The organism is Sphingobium sp. AS12, from assembly GCF_019097845.1.
Lineage (GTDB): Bacteria > Pseudomonadota > Alphaproteobacteria > Sphingomonadales > Sphingomonadaceae > Sphingobium.
Genome location: NZ_JAHRGM010000001.1, coordinates 96540 through 112553 on the forward strand (window position 1 = coordinate 96540; position 16014 = coordinate 112553).

Below are 16014 nucleotides of genomic sequence, written 5' to 3' on the forward strand. Positions count from 1 at the left end.
CATCCACCCTACAGAGCGGAAGCATGGTCCGGCAAGCGCCGCGCTTATTTATCGCGCAAACGCACCGGCAGGAAAATCGGCTGCTGACCACGACGCAGCACCTGGAGCAGGATGGCGTTGCGGTTCTGCGCCGCCACCGCCTTGACCTGCGCGTCCAGCTCCGCCTGGCTCGTGACCGGGCGATTGTTGGCGCTGATGATGACATCGCCACGCCGCAGCCCCTTGGCCCCGGCATCGGTCGATCCATCGACGGCAGTGATCACCACGCCGCGCGTATCGGCGGCCACGCCCAACTGGCGGATGATGCTGGGCGTCAGCGGGATCGCCGAAATGCCCAGCGACTGCTGCGCCGCCTGACCCGGATTCTGGTCCTGCTGGCTGAAATCCTCATCCTGCTGCGGGGCGAAGTTGGTCAGCTCATCCTCTGACGGACGCTCGCCCACAATTGCGGTGACCGTCTGGCGCTGACCGTTGCGCAGCAGGACGATCGGCACCTTGCTGCCGATCGGCTGACTGGCGACGATGGAGGAGAGATTCTGGTCGGGGTTCACTTCCTGACCATTGACCGCGACGATCACATCGCCCGCCTTGATCCCGGCCTTGTCCGCGCCCTTGCCCGGCTCGACGCCTTGGACAAATTCGCCGCGATTCTTCGCCAGACCCAGCGAATCGGCCAGATCCTCGCCCAGCGGGCTGATCTGTACGCCCAGATAGCCGCGCTTGACGCTCTGGCCCTGGCGCAGGGTCGCGACGATCGGCGCGGCCTGTTCGGACGGAATGGCAAAGCCGATGCCGACATTGCCGCCCGACGGTGACAAAATCTGGCTGTTGATGCCGATCACATTGCCGCGCATGTCGAACATCGGGCCACCGGAGTTGCCCTGGTTGATCGACGCATCGGTCTGGATGAACTTGTCATAGGTGCCGCCGGTGCCGCGATGCAGGGCGGAGATGATCCCCGCCGTCACCGTGCCGGACAAAGCGAAGGGATTGCCGATCGCGACGACCCAGTCCCCCACGCGCGCCTTGCTGCTGTCGCCGAACTTGACGAAGGGCAGGGGCTTTTTCGCGTCGATCTTCAACACCGCCAGGTCGGTCGCGGGATCGCGGCCCACCAGCTTGGCGCTATATTCTTCCTTGTTGGTCAGCGTCACCGTGATCGAATCGACGCTGGCGCCTTCCGCGCCTGCCGACACGACATGGTTGTTGGTGACGATATAGCCGTCAGCCGAAATCAGGAAGCCTGATCCCAGCGACTGGGCCTGCCGCGTCTGCGGCCGTCCGCCCGGAGCCTGGCCCTGGCCGAACAGGTCGCCAAAGGGGGTGCCGGCAAAGGGGTTTTGTGGAACCGCCACCCGCTGCTTGGTGGAGATATTGACGACCGCCGGTTGCAGCTTTTCGACCATGTCGGCCAAGCTTGCGGGCGCGCCCGCCGGGGCGGCGGCCTGCAATCCTTCATTTTGCGCGGTCTGCGCGCCGACATTGGGGGACGTGATGGCTATGGCGGTGCCGCCCAGCAACAGGGCGCCGGTAATGGCATAAGCGTAACGCACTCGTGACGGTCCTCTCATGATCTTCAGGAAATGGAAGGCGGGACTCTCGATGGAGAGCCGGACATGCGCCGCCTTGCCTTAACCCTCATTGAATGATGCTGGTTCCGAAATGATCCGCAGCATCGGTGAACCCTTATTTGCGTCCCTGAAACTGTTGCAGAAACTCGTTGTTGGGCGACAGGATGATGTTGGTCTGCCCGGTCCGATCAGGCGAGAAGGTATAGCGATAGCTCTGCATCGCCCGATAGAAGTCGTAGAAGGACGGGTCCTTCCCGAAACTTTCGGCATAGATGCGCGCGGCGTTGGCGTCCGCTTCGGCGCGGATGATCTGGGCCTGCTTGGCACCCTGCGCGCGAATCGTCAGCGCTTCCTGCTCACGCGCCGTCCGCATCCGGGTGAAGGCGCTTTCCAGCGGCGTGCCGTCGGGCAGGTCGGCGCGCTTGATCCGCACATCGACAATCTCCGCCCCATATTGGCGCGCCACGCGGTCCAGCCCGGCCTCGATATTCTGCATCACCTGGCCCCGCTCCGGGCTGAGCAGCGCGGCAAAAGGCCGCTTGCCCAGTTCGTTGCGCAGCGCCGACCCCAGGATCGGCCGCAGCGCGTCCGACACCCGTTCCTCATTGCCCGCGGCAATATACATGCGCAGCGGATCGACGATGCGGTAACGGGCGAAGGCATCGACCTGCAAACGCAGCTGGTCGGTGGACAGCACCTGCTGCCGCTCCATCTCGACCGACAGCACCCGCTTGTCGATCCACACGATCTGGTCGATGAACGGCCAGCGCCAAATGATGCCAGCACCGGTGTTCCCGAACGTCTCATTTGGCTGATAGCGGTTGATAATGTCCTTGGGATCGCCGAAGCGCACGATCACGCCCTGCCGGGTCTCCGGCACGATCGTTACCGTGCTGCCGACCACGATCAGCAGGAATAGCGCGATCAGCGCTAGCGCGATGGGTTGGCGCAATATGGCTGGCATCACTGGCCTCCCGTAACGGTGGTCCCGCCGGGGGCGGCGGCGGTCGCTTGCGCGCGCCGCTTGATTTCGGGAAGCGGCAGATAGGGCGTCACATTGCCGCCTTCGACGATGGTCTTGTCGACGTTCGACAACACGCCCTCCATGGTTTCATAATACATGCGGCGGCGGGTCACGTCGGGCGACAGGCGATATTGTTCGTAAACCTTGTCGAAAGACGCGGCCTCGCCCTGCGCCTTGGCCGTCACCTGCTGGGCGGCGGCGCGCGCTTCGTTCAGATAGGTTTGCGCCGTCTGCTGCGCGGCGGACACGGCCTTGAACGCATCATTGACCGCGCTTGGCGGATCGGCCTGCTTGATCGCGACACCCTGGATGCGGATGCCCGACCGATAACCGTCCAATATCTCCTGCATCCGCTGCTCGACCTGCTGCTCGATCGCGGTGCGGCCTGCGCCCAGCGCATCGTCCAGGCTGACGCTGGCCAGCACGGACCGCATCGCGCTTTCGGCGACTTCACGCACGGCGGCGTCCGGGTCCGACAGTTGGAACAGATACAACTCCGGATTGCGAATATTCCAGCGCACCGAATAGGCGAGGTCGATGATATTCTGGTCGCCGGTCAGCACCAGATTTTCGCTCTCCGCATTGGTCGATCCGACGTCGATGGTACGGATTTCCTCCACGTCCACCGTCGAAACAGTCTCGAACGGGGCGGGCATGGTCAGGCTGATACCCGGCGACAGGGTGCGGCTATATTTGCCAAGGAAAGTCACAACGCCGCGTTCCTGCGGGCCGACCCGATGAAAACTGGTCATCACCAGCCACAATATGACCAGCAGCGCGACCGCGGCGGGCCACAGCGCCTTGCCATTGGCGCGCGGGGGCAGGCCGCCAAAGCCGCCGCCACCGCCGCCGCCCTGGCCAAAGCTCTCGCGTCCCCGCCGCAGCAGTTCGTCGATCGCCGACGGGCCTTTCTGGCCGGTGGGCCGACTGGGCTGGGTCCATGGGTTGCGCGGGCCGCCATCGCCGCCCTGACCTTTCCCGTCATTGCCATCCGGCCCGTCGCTTTTTCCGCCCCAAGGCCCTTGAGCCATGCTCATGATGCCGGGCATCCACCCGAAAATTCTTCTCATCGCTCTTCTATAGGAAGGCTTATCCACGAAAAACAGTGCCAATGGCTGCGATTATTTCCTACAGGGCGTCGCCATGACCGATATCGCCGATTTTGCCGCCCGCCTGACCGCCCTGACCAATGGCCGCGCCAGCGTTCCGCGCGTCAGGGACGGCATCATGACCCTCGCGCTCGACGTCGGCGGGCTTGGCCCCGACCAGCGCGACGCGATCCTCGCCGCGATCCGCGACGGCGGGCTGACCGTGCCGGGCGTCACCGACGTCCGCATCGCCCAGACGGCTGAACGCCGCCCGCTGCGGATCATTGCTGTCGCGTCGGGCAAGGGCGGGGTGGGCAAATCCACCCTCTCGGCCAATCTGGCGGTCGCGCTCCACCGCCTTGGCCACAAGGTCGGTCTCGTCGACGCCGACATTTACGGTCCCTCGCAAGCCCGGCTGATGGGCAGCGAGGACCAGAAACCCCAGGCGCGCGAGAAGAAGCTGATCCCCGTCACCGGCGTTGCGGGTATTCCGATGCTGTCGATGGCGCATCTGGTCGAACCCGGCAAGGCGCTGGCGTGGCGCGGGCCGATGGTCGGCAATGCCCTGTCGCAACTGATCGACGCCGACTGGGGCGAAACCGAATTGCTGGTCGTGGACATGCCGCCGGGCACCGGCGACATTCAGCTGACCATGGTGCAGAAACATAAGCCGGCGGGCGCGGTGATCGTCTCCACCCCGCAGGATCTGGCCCTGATCGACGCGACCCGCGCCGTCAGCCTGTTTACGCAGGTCGGCGTGCCGATGATTGGCCTCGTTGAAAATATGGCCGGCTATGCCTGCCCTCATTGTGGCGAAATTTCCGACCCGTTCGGGACTGGCGGGGCGGAAACGGCAGCGGGCGAGATGGCGATGCCCTTCCTGGGCCGCGTTCCGCTCGCTATCGACATCCGCCGCCAGTCGGACGCTGGCGATCCTCCTGCCGCTGGCGAAGGCATCCATGCCGACGCCTTCCGCGCCATCGCGCAAAAGGTCGCCGACTGGCTCGGTCGCACGGTTTGACTGTCCTATAGCGGCGCAAGCCGCTATGATGGTGCCGACATCCCGATAGGATCAGCGGCGGGCAACATAATGTCGCATTTACCGGGAAATATGCGAAGTTAAGCGATAATTTCCCTATCGCCGGGAACGCCGCTGCCGCCTGCTTCGTCCTAGCCGCAAAGGAGAAACCCATGCCGCTGACCGCTCCGCAGGACATCGCCACCCTGCTCAACGAAACCCGCACCATCGCCCTGGTCGGCATATCCGACCGGCCCGATCGTGCCAGCAACCATGTCATGCAAGTGCTTCAGGACCATGGCTATCGCGTCCTGCCGGTCAATCCGCAGATAGCGGGCGAGCATGTCCATGGCGAATTTGTCTGGGGCCGCCTGTCCGACATCGGTGTCCCCATCGACATGGTCGACATCTTCCGCAACAGCGCGGCTGCTGGCGAAGTCGTGGACGAAGCCATCGCTGCCGGGGCCAAAGCGGTCTGGATGCAGCTGGGCGTCATCAATGAAGCCGCCGCCGCCCGCGCCGAAGCCGCAGGCCTCAAGGTCGTGATGGACCATTGCCCGGCAATCGAAATCCCCCGCCTCGGCCTCGCGCCCATCGCGGCGGAATAACGCTTTCCAGCCCGCGCCTGCCTCTCTATCAGGCGGCTATGGCCCGCTTCCCGCGAAAGAAAACAGACCGGATCAAGGGCATCGACCGGCGCACGCTGCTGGTGGGCGGCGGCGCTGCGGCGGGCCTGCTCATCGCCTGGGGCACATGGCCGCGCCGCTACGCGCCCAACCTCAATGCCGCGCCCGGCGAAACCATCGTCAACGCCTTCCTCAAGATCGACCGGTCCGGCCAGATCATCGTCATCGTGCCGCAGACGGAGAGCGGGCAGGGGGTCACCACCATCCTGCCCCAGATCGTCGCGGATGAACTGGGTGCCGACTGGCGCACCGTCGCGGTGCAGAGCGCGCCGATCAGCCCGCTCTACGCCAACACATTGCTGGCCCGCGAATGGCTGGCGAACGACTGGACCCGGCTGCTGGGCGATGCAGGCGACTGGGCGCTCGGCCAATATGCCACCCGCAACGCACTGATGCTGACCGGCGGTGGCACATCCGTCCCGATGTTCCATGACGCCTGCCGCGACGCCGGGGCCGCTGCCCGCATACTGCTGTGCAAGGCGGCGGCGGCGAACTGGGACATCCCTTGGGAAAGCTGCGACATCCAGAACGGCCTCATCACCGACGGTGCCGACCGGCGGATGAAGATCGGCGATGTGGTGGAACAGGCCGTCGGCTTCGACCTGCCCGCCATCCTGCCGTTGCGGCAGGGGCAGGATGGGCGCCTTTCGGGGCAGGATCTGCCCCGGCTCGATACCCCGTCCAAGACTGACGGCAGCCATAATTTCGCCGCCGACATCCGCTTGCCCGACATGGTCTATGCCTCGATCCGGCAGGGACCGATCGGCGACGCGACCCTCGCCGGGCTGGACGAGCGGTCCGCCAGCAGCGTCACCGGTTTCCTCAAGCTGATCCGGCAGGACCGCTGGCTCGGCGCCGTCGCGACCAACTGGTGGGCGGCGAACAAGGCGCTCGATCTCGCCGACCCGATCTTCACCCTGCGCGGCACCCCCGTCAGCAGCGCGTCCATCGACGACGCGCTGGAGGCCGCTTTCTCCGGTTCATCGGGTCGTCGTCTCTATGCCCAGGGCGATCTGCTTCCGGTGTTCGAGGGCGCGACGATCCTCGCCAGCGAATATCAGGTCGATGCCGGGCTGCACCTCGCCCTCGAACCGCTCTGCGCCACCGCCCGCGTGACGGACGAGGGCGCGGAAGTCTGGCTGGCGACGCAGGCACCCGGTCTCGCCCGCGCCGCCATCGCCGATGCACTGGACCTGCCAGAAAGCGCCGTCACCCTCTATCCGCTCCACGCCGGTGGCTCTTTCGGGCGCAAGATGGATTGGGATGCTGGCGTGCAGGCCGCCCTGATCGCCCGCGACATGGGCCGCCCGGTGCAATTGCTCTGGTCGCGCCTGGAGGACGTCATTCAGGACCGCCCGTCCGCGCCCGCCCATGCCCGCATGGCGGCAAAGCTCGGCCGCAACGGCGCGATTGAGGGCTGGCTGGCCAAGGTCGCTGCCCCCTGCGCCATGACCCAGACCTGGGCGCGCATCGCCGACGGCACGCTCCCCCATGAAGCGGCGGCCGCCTCAGCGGACAAGGCGACCCGGCTGGCGATAGCGGGCATGGTGCCGCCCTATGCGATTCCCAACTGGGCGGTGGATCATTATCCCTGTGACGTCGGCCTTCCGCTCGGCTTCACCCGTGGCAATGCCCATCTCCACGGCGCTTTCTTCACCGAAAGCTTCGTCGATGAACTCGCCCATCTGGCGGGGATCGAAGCAATGTCCTTCCGCATCCAGATGCTCGGCGGCAATCCGCGCCTCGCCCATTGCCTGTCCACCGCTGCCGCCATGGGCGGCTGGCAGGGCGGGATAGCGGGCAGCGGGCAGGGGATCGCCACCCATATGATGAACGGCGCCTATGCTGCCGTGATGGTCGAAGCCGCCATGCGCGGCAACCGTCTGAGCGTTGGCCGTATCATCGCTGCCGTCGATGTCGGCGATCAGGTCAATCCCGACATTGCCCGGCAACAGATAGAAGGCGGCCTGATCTATGGCCTCGCCTATGCCATGGGCGCATCCGTCCCCTATGAGCGCGGCCTGCCGACCCGCGCCATATTGGGCCGCATGAACCTGCCGCGCCTTTCCGACATTGGCGAGGTGACGGTGGAACTGATCCGCAGCACTGCGCCGCCCGCTGGCGTGACCGATCTTGCCGCGCCGCTGGTCGCGCCTGCCATCGCGAACGCCCTGCACACATGGACAGGTCAGCGTTTGCGCAGCCTGCCGCTACTGGGGACGACATGACCCTGCCACCAGACCATCCCGCCATCCCCGCGCCCAAAGTCGGCGTTCTCCTCATCAACCTCGGCACGCCGGACGCGCCCGACGCCAAATCGGTGCGGCGCTATCTCGCCGAATTTCTGTCCGACCGCCGCGTCGTGGAAATCCCGCCCTTGCTGTGGCAGCCGATCCTGCGCGGCGTCATCCTGACCACCCGTCCCAAAAAATCCGCCCATGCCTACAGTCAGGTCTGGACCGATCAGGGATCACCGCTCGCCTTCCACACCCGCGATACCGCCCATGCGATGCAGGCGGCGATGGGTGATCGCGTGATGGTCGATTGGGCGATGCGCTACGGCAATCCGTCGATCGCCTTGCGTCTCGCCACGATGAAAGCGGCAGGCTGCGACCGAATCCTCCTCGCGCCACTCTATCCGCAATATAGCGGCGCGACCACCGCGACCGCCAATGATGCGGCCTTCGCCGCGCTCAAGGCGATGCGCTGGCAACCGGCCATCCGCACCCTGCCGCCCTATCATGACGACCCGGCCTATATCGCGGCGCTCAAAGTCTCGATCGAGGGCAGCATCGCCGCGCTGGACTTCACCCCCGACGCCTTGCTGGCCAGTTTCCACGGTATGCCCGAACGCACCCTGCATCTGGGCGATCCCTATCATTGCCAGTCGGTCAAGACGGTCCGTCTGCTGCGCGAAGCCCTGTCCCTGAATAACCCGCCGCTACCGGTGCATATGAGCTTCCAGTCGCGCTTCGGCCGGGCCAAATGGCTGGAGCCGGAAACCGAAGCCACCCTCGCCAAACTGGTACAACAAGGTGTCCGAAACATTGCCGTGGCAACACCCGGATTCTCGGCCGATTGCCTTGAGACACTAGAGGAAATCGCCCTGCGCGCGAAAGAGGTTTTTTTGTCCGAAGGGGGCGAAAATTTTGCCTATTTGCCCTGTCTAAACGCCTCGTCGGCGGCTATCACTCTCTACCAGAGGCTGTTGGGCCGCGAGCTTTCGGGCTGGATCAACCAGCCCGGTTAGTCAGGGAAGGATGCGCATATGTCGAGAGTAGCGATCGTGACGGGCGGGACACGCGGCATTGGGGAGGCGATCAGCCTGGCGTTGCGCGACATGGGCTATACCGTGGCGGCCAATTATGGCGGCAATGATGCCAAGGCGCAGGCCTTTACCGAAGCCACCGGCATCGCAGCCTTCAAATGGGATGTAGGCGATCATCAGGCCTGCCTTGATGGCTGCGCGGCGGTCGCGGAAGCACTTGGCCCGGTCGACATCGTCGTCAACAATGCGGGCATCACCCGCGATGGCGTGCTGGCCAAGATGAGCTTTGACGACTGGAACGAAGTCATGCGCATCAACCTGGGCGGTTGCTTCAACATGGCCAAGGCAACCTTTGGCGGTATGCGCGAACGCGGCTGGGGCCGCATCGTCAATATCGGGTCGATCAACGGGCAGGCAGGCCAATATGGCCAGGTCAATTATGCCGCCGCGAAATCGGGTATCCACGGCTTTACCAAGGCGCTGGCACAGGAAGGCGCCAAGGTCGGCGTCACCGTGAACGCGATCGCGCCCGGCTATATCGACACCGACATGGTGGCCGCCGTCCCCGCGCCGGTGCTGGAAAAGATCGTCGCCAAAATCCCAGTCGGCCGTCTGGGCCAGGCGCATGAAATTGCGCGCGGCGTCGCCTTTTTCTGTAGCGAGGATGGCGGCTTCGTGACCGGCAGCACGCTGTCGATCAACGGCGGCCAGCATATGTATTGATGTCGACAGGCGACGCCATGGACGGGCCGGATGGCCCCTTGGCGTCGCCCTTCGCCCCGCCGGTCAAGCGCAGTGTGACCATTGCGGGTCATCAGACCGCGATCAGCCTGGAACCCGTTTTCTGGGACGCGCTGCGCGACCACGCCCAGCGTGACGGCCTGCCGATCAACGCGCTTATCGCCCGCATCGACCTTGCCCGCATGGGCGTGCCCGACCCACCCAATCTCGCCAGCGCGATCCGCTGCTGGCTCTTTACGCAGACAGGTTGCGACAAAGATAATAATTATTCGCAATAGCGTTGACTCTGAGAAGAGTTCGCAATAGCAGCCTCCCCAACATCAAAGGGGATTTGCTGCATATGTCCAACTCACTGTCGCGTTCGTCTTTCCTGGCCCTCGGCTGCGTCGGCGCCATGGCCTTTGCGACTGGCGCCCAAGCCCAGGAAACGCCCGCACCGAAGCTCGGCGGCATGACCGTCACCGACACCGCGATTGATGAGCCGACGGTCAAGGTCGAGAAGGCGGAATCACCCAAATATGTCCGCGACCTGCTGAACACGCCCCAGACGATCACGGTCATCGGCAACCAGACGATCAGCAAGCAGAATCTGCTGACGTTGCGCGATGTGCTGTCCACCATTCCGGGCATCACCTTCGGCGCGGGCGAAGGCGGCGGCGGCTATGGCGACAGCATCAACCTGCGCGGCCAGAGCGCCAATACCGACATCAGCATCGACGGCGTCCGCGACAGCGCGCAATATAGCCGCACCGATCCTTTCAACGTCGAACAGATCGAAGTCACCAACGGCTCCAACTCGGTGTTCGGCGGCTCCGGTTCGATCGGCGGCAATATCAACATCGTGACCAAGCGGCCCAAGGGCTATGACGAAACATTGGTCCAGGCAGGCGTCGGCACGTCCGACTATTATCGCGCGACGATCGACAGCAATGTCCGCGTCTCCGACTTCATCGCCGTGCGGCTCAACGCCATGTATCATGAAAATGACGTGCCAGCCCGTGACGTCGATCGCTACGAGCGCTGGGGCGTCGCGCCGTCGGTCAAGTTCGGCGTGGATGGCCCGACCTCGCTGACCCTGCTCTACACGCATCAGGAGGACAAGAATACGCCGCTCTATGGCGTGCCTTACTACAAGAACGACCTATATGACGGCCCGCTGCCCGGCGCGATCTACAGCGGCTATTATGGCTATAAAAATCTGGATCGTCAGGACCAGACGATCGACCAGGCCACCGCCATCTTCGATCATCGCTTCAGCGACCTGCTGGCCGTTCGCAACCTGTCGCGCTGGCAGCGGGTCGAACAGAAATTGATCGTCAACCCGCCGCAGGGCGCGTTTTGCCTCGCCAATGGCCAGACCCCCACGGGCGTCGCCTGCGCGGCCGGACAGGTCCCCGGCACCTATTATCCCAGCGGTCCGCGCGGCGGCTATCGCGACTCGGTCAATGACACGCTGTATAACCAGCTTGACCTGACCTTCACGATTCCCGGCGGCCACTCGCTTGTCCTCGGCACGTCGATGTTGCAGGAAGACTATGCGCTGGATAACGGCAACGTCCTGCGCAATGCGGGCGGCGCGCTGCCCAACCCGGTGCTGGACCCGATCAGCATCAGCAACCCCAACGCCATCTATACCGGCCCGGTCAACGCGATCCGTTCCGGCCATCAGGATGGCGACCTGTTCAACATCGCTGCCTATGCCTTCGCTGCAGTCAAGATCGTCGATCAGCTCGAAATCAACGGCGGCGTCCGCTACGAACATAATCGCGCCCGCTTCCGGTCGGACACGATCGCAACCCCGGCAACCGGCGGCGCCTACACCAGCGGCGTATCGCAGAACGCGACCGACAATCTTTTCTCCTACCGCATCGGCCTGGTGTACAAGCCAGCCGAGAATGCCAGCCTCTATGTGGCCTATGGCAACAGCAAGAACCCGACTGCCACGACGGTCCGTGCAGGCTGCGGGCTGGCCGCTGCGGCCAACCTGTTCAACGATCCATGCGAGGCGAAGCCAGAACAGGCCGTCAATTACGAAATTGGGGGCAAGATCGACCTGTTCGACGCGAAACTCCAACTGACCGCTGCTCTGTTCCGCAACGAGCGGACCAATTACCGCGTTGCCAGCAACGATCCGCTGATCGGCACGCTGCCGGTCAATGACGGTCGCAACCGGGTGGACGGTATCACCTTGGGCGCAACCGGCAACATCACCGACGCCTGGACGATCTTCGCCAACTACACCTATCTGGATACCAAGGTCATCCAGAGCATTTCGGATTATCAGAAGTCGCAGGGCGTGGTCGATACCCAGGCCGGCAACCCGATGCTGAACACGCCTGAACATTCCGGCAGCCTGTTCACCACCTACAAGCTCCCCTTCGGCCTGGAGCTGGGTTATGGCCTGACCTATCAGGGTAGCTGGTATCTCTCCAACGTCACCGGTGCGCCGATGTACAAAGCGGACGATTATCTGGTCCACCGCGCCATGCTGTCCTACCCGATCACGGAAAAGTTCAGCGCCCAGCTGAACGTCCAGAACTTCACCAACGAAAAATATTATACCAGTGTCCGCAACAATGGCTGGGCCAATCCCGGCGAGGGGCGCTCCTGGGTGCTGACCCTGGGCTACAAGCTGTAAATTACCCATCCCTTTCCCCCCGGCATTTGTCCCTTGCCGGGGGTAAGCGGACGGGCGGCGATGCACTCCATCCTCCTCGGATCGCCGCCCGTCCCACCCTACGTAAATAACGCAATTGATTCGCATTATGGTTCGCGTTATCGAGGCGGTCATCGGGTCAAGGAAAGGAAGGCGCTGCCATGCTCCATGCTGCAAGTCGGCAAGCCGACGATTTCCTGCCCGACCTGACGCATGACCATGTTCGTCCCTCCGTCATCGACATTGCGAGATCACAGCCGCAACAGCCCGCACCCGGCCGCTACGGCGCAGCATCACGCCCCAATATCCCCGTCATCGCAGCCATCCTGATCCTGCATATCCTGCTGATCGGCGCGCTGATCCAGATTCGCAGCCATGTGCAGCGCGTGCAGGAGGCAAAGCTGACGGTGGTGAACCTTTCGCCACCCCCGCCACCGCCATCGGCAGAAACGCCGCCACCGCCGCCCTCGACCCCCGAAATCGTCGCCCCACCGCCGATCGTCCAGACGCCGGTGCCGCCGGTCCAGACCGTGCAGACGACGCCAGATCCGGTGCCGGTGCCGACCCCGCAACGCGCTGTCGTGGCGACGCCCACCCCGTCGCCCGCCGCTGTGTCGCCAGCCCCGCCCAGCCTGATCCAGGGCGGGGACTTGAGCGCGCAGATGATCGCGGGCAAACCGCCGCGCTATCCCATCGAAAGCCGTCGCAAGCGGGAACAGGGGACGGTCGTGCTGACCCTGACACTGGGCATCGATGGCGCGGTTGACAGCATCGCCGTGTCGCAGAGCAGCGGCTTCGCCCGGCTGGACGAGGCGGCGCGCGACGCGGTGCGCAAATGGCGCTGGTCGCCGGTCGTCCGCAATGGTCAGCCGATGCGGGTCAAGGGCGTGGTCGAAATCCCCTTCGTCCTGCGCAGCGACGCGGCCTGAAACGCGGCGCCAATCATGCTCATTGCCATTCCCGACCTGATCGACGCTGCCGGTGTCGCCGCCATCCGCGCCCTGATCGACAACGCGGAATGGGTCGACGGAAATGTCACCTCCGGCCCGCAATCCGCGCTCGCCAAACGCAACCTGCAATTGCCGGAGGAGGCGTCCGCCGCCAAACAGGCCGGGCAGATGGTGCTGGACGCGCTGCGCCGATCGCCCCTCTTCATCGCCGCCGCATTGCCGCTCAAGATATTCCCGCCTTTGTTTAACAGCTATGCGGGCGGCCAGGCGTTCGGCGTCCATGTCGATAATGCGGTGCGGATTCAGGCCGGGACGGGCTTTCGCGTCCGGTCCGACCTGTCGATCACCGTTTTTCTGGAAGAGCCGGATGCCTATGACGGCGGCGAACTGACGATCGAAACCAATTTCGGGGTGCAAAGCGTCAAGCTGCCCGCGGGCCATGCGGTCCTCTACCCGTCATCCTCCCTCCACCGGGTCGAACCGGTGACGCACGGGCGGCGGGTGGCCAGCTTCTTCTGGCTCCAGTCGATGATCCGCGACGATGCCGCCCGGCAGATCCTGTTCGATCTGGATCGCAGCGTGCAGGAACTGGGCGGCACGCTGGGGCAGGGCCATGGCGAAGTCATCCGCCTGACCGGCATCTACCACAACCTGCTGCGCCGCTGGGCCGAAGGCTGACGCAAGGGCGGAATGCCTTTTCCTTCATCCGTTCGTTTCGAGCGAAGTCGAGAAACGGGGCGCACAGGTTTCTCGACTTCGCTCGAAACGAACGGGTGGTGGGGTGTTAACCTGAAGCCATCAGGTCTTAATTACCGTCAGCATCAACCGTGAACACCATCGGCTTGCCGCGCGATGCCGGTTCCCATCCCGCCAGCAGGGCGGCGCGGATGCCTCTGGCGATGATGGCATCGTTGATCTGGAGGCGGCCCCGCTGCAAGCCCTTGAGCAGACGCTTGGGCGGCGGAAATTCCAGCACCGCGCCGCGCTGGCAATCCTGCTGCGACAGGGCGACAGTCATGCCCTTCCAGCCTTCGGCATCACTCCATTGCGGCTCGCGCCGGAGTTCCCATTCATATATGTCCCCATCGACGGAGACGGTCCCGGCCAGATTTTGCATGGGGCTCGCATAGCAGCCTTGCGCCCGCACACCACCCCTTCATTCCAGCATCGCGGCCAATGCGGGTGTCATATATTCCTGTGCGCCATCCCCCGTGCGCAGCACCAGCCGGGCGGGCAGGGCGTGGCGAGTGGCCAGCGCCATGCCTTGGCCCGGCCCCAATACGGTAATCGCGGTGGCCCATGCGTCGGCCAGCATGGCGCGCTCATGCAGCACCGTCACAGAAGCGACCCCCGTAGCGATCGGCGTGCCACGCGCCGGGTCTATGCTGTGCGACAGCCTGGCCTCGCCATCCATGCGGAAGCGGCGATAGTCGCCCGATGTCGCGACCGACAGGCCACATAATGCGATCCGCAACACGGGAACGGCAAGGCCGGGCGGCGGTTCGACATCGACCCACCATGGCTGCATGTCGGGCTTTACCCCTTCGCCGCGCAATTCGCCGCCGATTTCGATCAGAAAGTTGGCGACCCCCAGCCCGCGCAGCGCCGCCGCAACGGCATCGACCGCAAACCCCTTGGCAATGCCCGAAAAATCGAGCGCGACATCGGAGAGACGGCGGGCCTTGTCACCCTCCAGCGCGATCGCCTGCCATGGCGAACGGCCAAGCCGCGGCGCAGGGCAGGGCAGGGTGGCAGGACCAAAGCCCCATTGATCAACCAGATGGCCAATCGCCGGATCAAACGCGCCGTCCGACAGCCGCGCCATCTCCAGCCCCGCTCGCAACACCGTCAGCATGTCCGGCGGCAGGGTCATCCATTGCCCCACCGGCGCGCGGTTGAAGCGGCTGATGGCGGACTGTGCCTCCCAATTGCTCATCTGGTCGATGATGCGGGCCAGCACATCCTCGATCACGGCGAGGCAATGGGCGGGCGGATCGACCAGATGCGCGGACCAACTGGTCCCCATGGTCGGCCCGCCCAGCGTCACGACACGACCCGCCCGCGCCCGCCCGGCAAACTGGTCGGGCGACAGGTCGGGCGGGATCGCGATGCGGACGGCGGCGGTCAGGGCGCCAGCACTTCCAATGTGCTGACATAGGCTGCGCGCCGCTGCGGCGGGCCAGCCGGGCTAGCAGGACGCGGCGCAGGGGCTGCACCCGGTGCGCCTGCACCCGGACCACCGGGGCCGCCGCCTTCGCCGCCCTCACGACCGCCGCCGACACTGGCGTTCAGCCAATACATGCCCGGCTGCGGCCAAGTGATGGCGACCTTGCCATCCTGATCGGCGACCAGATCCATCTGGCCCAGTGCATCGCGATAACGGATACCGCCGGGAATGACGGTGACCTTCAGGCCTGCCGCAGGCTTGCCGTCCAGCAGGAACTGGAAGGTCGCGGCCTCGCCCGACACCAGATCATTGGGGTGGGTCACCGGCACCAGCTCGATGCCCGATCCGGTCGGCTTGAATATGCCGGTGCTGGGCGCGCCCAGCGTCACGAAAATCTCGTTGCGGTTGGACGCTTCGGCCACCTGCACATCGGTCGCGCCCGCCGGGATTACGCTGGCCAGCTTGTCCTTGGTCGTGCCGCGCGGCAACCGCTCCTGCTTGCCGTTCAGCATATAGCTGCCCATCATATTGGTCGTGGCGCTGCCGATGCGGTAGGTGCCTGGCTGGGTCAGATGCACGTCGAAGGTCGAGCGATATTTGCCCGTCGCGGCATTTTCGATTTTGCCTGCGCTACCGTCCGGCTGGGTCACGACGATAGCGTCTGTGCGCATCGGGTTATGTTCAAAATAGAAAAGGTCGTTGGACACTGCCGCATCGACCGTGATCCAGCTTTCGGTGCCGGACAGGGTGGTGGAGGACGGCATCATCCACTGGCGGTGCGCCTGCGCGGCGACGGGCAGCATCAGGGCGGCCAAGGCGCCCGCGATCATCAGTCTGGCTTTCAT

15 protein-coding genes are annotated in these 16014 nt (G+C 64.6%); 9 read left to right on the plus strand and 6 right to left on the minus strand.

Annotation, left to right across the window (positions count from 1 at the left end; genetic code table 11):
• Positions 1-44 precede the first annotated feature (44 nt).
• From KRZ98_RS00525 to hflK, 3 genes are all read right to left on the minus strand, one after another.
• Positions 45-1553, minus strand: a complete 1509-nt coding sequence (locus tag KRZ98_RS00525; RefSeq protein ID WP_217671709.1) for a Do family serine endopeptidase — start codon at positions 1551-1553, stop codon at positions 45-47.
• Positions 1554-1686: 133 nt separating this feature from the next.
• Positions 1687-2535, minus strand: a complete 849-nt coding sequence (hflC, locus tag KRZ98_RS00530; protein ID WP_217671710.1) for a protease modulator HflC — start codon at positions 2533-2535, stop codon at positions 1687-1689.
• Entirely contained in the window at positions 2535-3665 is a 1131-nt protein-coding gene (gene hflK / locus KRZ98_RS00535) for an FtsH protease activity modulator HflK (protein WP_217671712.1), read from the minus strand. Before hflK ends, hflC begins: the two co-directional genes overlap by 1 nt.
• 73 nt (positions 3666-3738) lie before the next feature.
• Here hflK and KRZ98_RS00540 point away from each other — a divergent pair, with 73 nt between their 5' ends.
• The 9 genes from KRZ98_RS00540 (at position 3739) to KRZ98_RS00580 (ending at position 13680) form a co-directional block, all read left to right on the plus strand.
• Positions 3739-4704 (plus strand): Mrp/NBP35 family ATP-binding protein, encoded by a 966-nt coding sequence (locus tag KRZ98_RS00540; RefSeq protein WP_217671714.1) that lies wholly within the window; start codon positions 3739-3741, stop codon positions 4702-4704.
• Between the two features lie 170 nt (positions 4705-4874).
• The gene (locus KRZ98_RS00545; protein WP_217671715.1) at positions 4875-5309 is read left to right on the plus strand and encodes a CoA-binding protein; all 435 of its coding nucleotides are present in this window, start codon (positions 4875-4877) and stop codon (positions 5307-5309) included.
• Between the two features lie 38 nt (positions 5310-5347).
• Positions 5348-7615 carry a xanthine dehydrogenase family protein molybdopterin-binding subunit gene (locus KRZ98_RS00550; RefSeq protein ID WP_217671717.1) on the plus strand — a complete coding sequence of 756 codons (2268 nt, stop codon included), beginning with the start codon at positions 5348-5350 and terminating at the stop codon, positions 7613-7615.
• The gene (hemH, locus tag KRZ98_RS00555) at positions 7612-8637 is read left to right on the plus strand and encodes a ferrochelatase (RefSeq protein WP_217671719.1); all 1026 of its coding nucleotides are present in this window, start codon (positions 7612-7614) and stop codon (positions 8635-8637) included. The genes KRZ98_RS00550 and hemH overlap by 4 nt, the downstream gene beginning before the upstream one ends.
• 18 nt (positions 8638-8655) lie before the next feature.
• Complete coding sequence (phbB, locus tag KRZ98_RS00560; protein ID WP_217671721.1) at positions 8656-9378, plus strand: acetoacetyl-CoA reductase; 723 nt, start codon at positions 8656-8658, stop codon at positions 9376-9378.
• Complete coding sequence (locus KRZ98_RS00565; protein WP_217671723.1) at positions 9378-9674, plus strand: ribbon-helix-helix domain-containing protein; 297 nt, start codon at positions 9378-9380, stop codon at positions 9672-9674. The genes phbB and KRZ98_RS00565 overlap by 1 nt, the downstream gene beginning before the upstream one ends.
• A 62-nt stretch (positions 9675-9736) precedes the next feature.
• Complete coding sequence (locus KRZ98_RS00570; protein WP_217671725.1) at positions 9737-12034, plus strand: TonB-dependent siderophore receptor; 2298 nt, start codon at positions 9737-9739, stop codon at positions 12032-12034.
• Between the two features lie 179 nt (positions 12035-12213).
• Positions 12214-12981 (plus strand): energy transducer TonB, encoded by a 768-nt coding sequence (locus KRZ98_RS00575; protein WP_217671727.1) that lies wholly within the window; start codon positions 12214-12216, stop codon positions 12979-12981.
• 15 nt (positions 12982-12996) lie between these two features.
• A complete protein-coding gene (locus tag KRZ98_RS00580) occupies positions 12997-13680 on the plus strand; it encodes a Fe2+-dependent dioxygenase (RefSeq protein WP_217671729.1) in 684 nt (227 codons plus the stop codon).
• A gap of 127 nt (positions 13681-13807) precedes the next feature.
• Here KRZ98_RS00580 and KRZ98_RS00585 read toward each other — a convergent pair whose 3' ends face one another.
• The 3 genes from KRZ98_RS00585 to KRZ98_RS00595 all read right to left on the minus strand — a co-directional run bounded on the left by KRZ98_RS00585 (position 13808) and on the right by KRZ98_RS00595 (position 16014).
• A complete protein-coding gene (locus KRZ98_RS00585) occupies positions 13808-14119 on the minus strand; it encodes a hypothetical protein (RefSeq protein ID WP_119745735.1) in 312 nt (103 codons plus the stop codon).
• Between the two features lie 39 nt (positions 14120-14158).
• Complete coding sequence (locus tag KRZ98_RS00590; protein WP_217672379.1) at positions 14159-15028, minus strand: FAD:protein FMN transferase; 870 nt, start codon at positions 15026-15028, stop codon at positions 14159-14161.
• Between the two features lie 98 nt (positions 15029-15126).
• Complete coding sequence (locus tag KRZ98_RS00595; protein ID WP_217672380.1) at positions 15127-16014, minus strand: DUF4198 domain-containing protein; 888 nt, start codon at positions 16012-16014, stop codon at positions 15127-15129.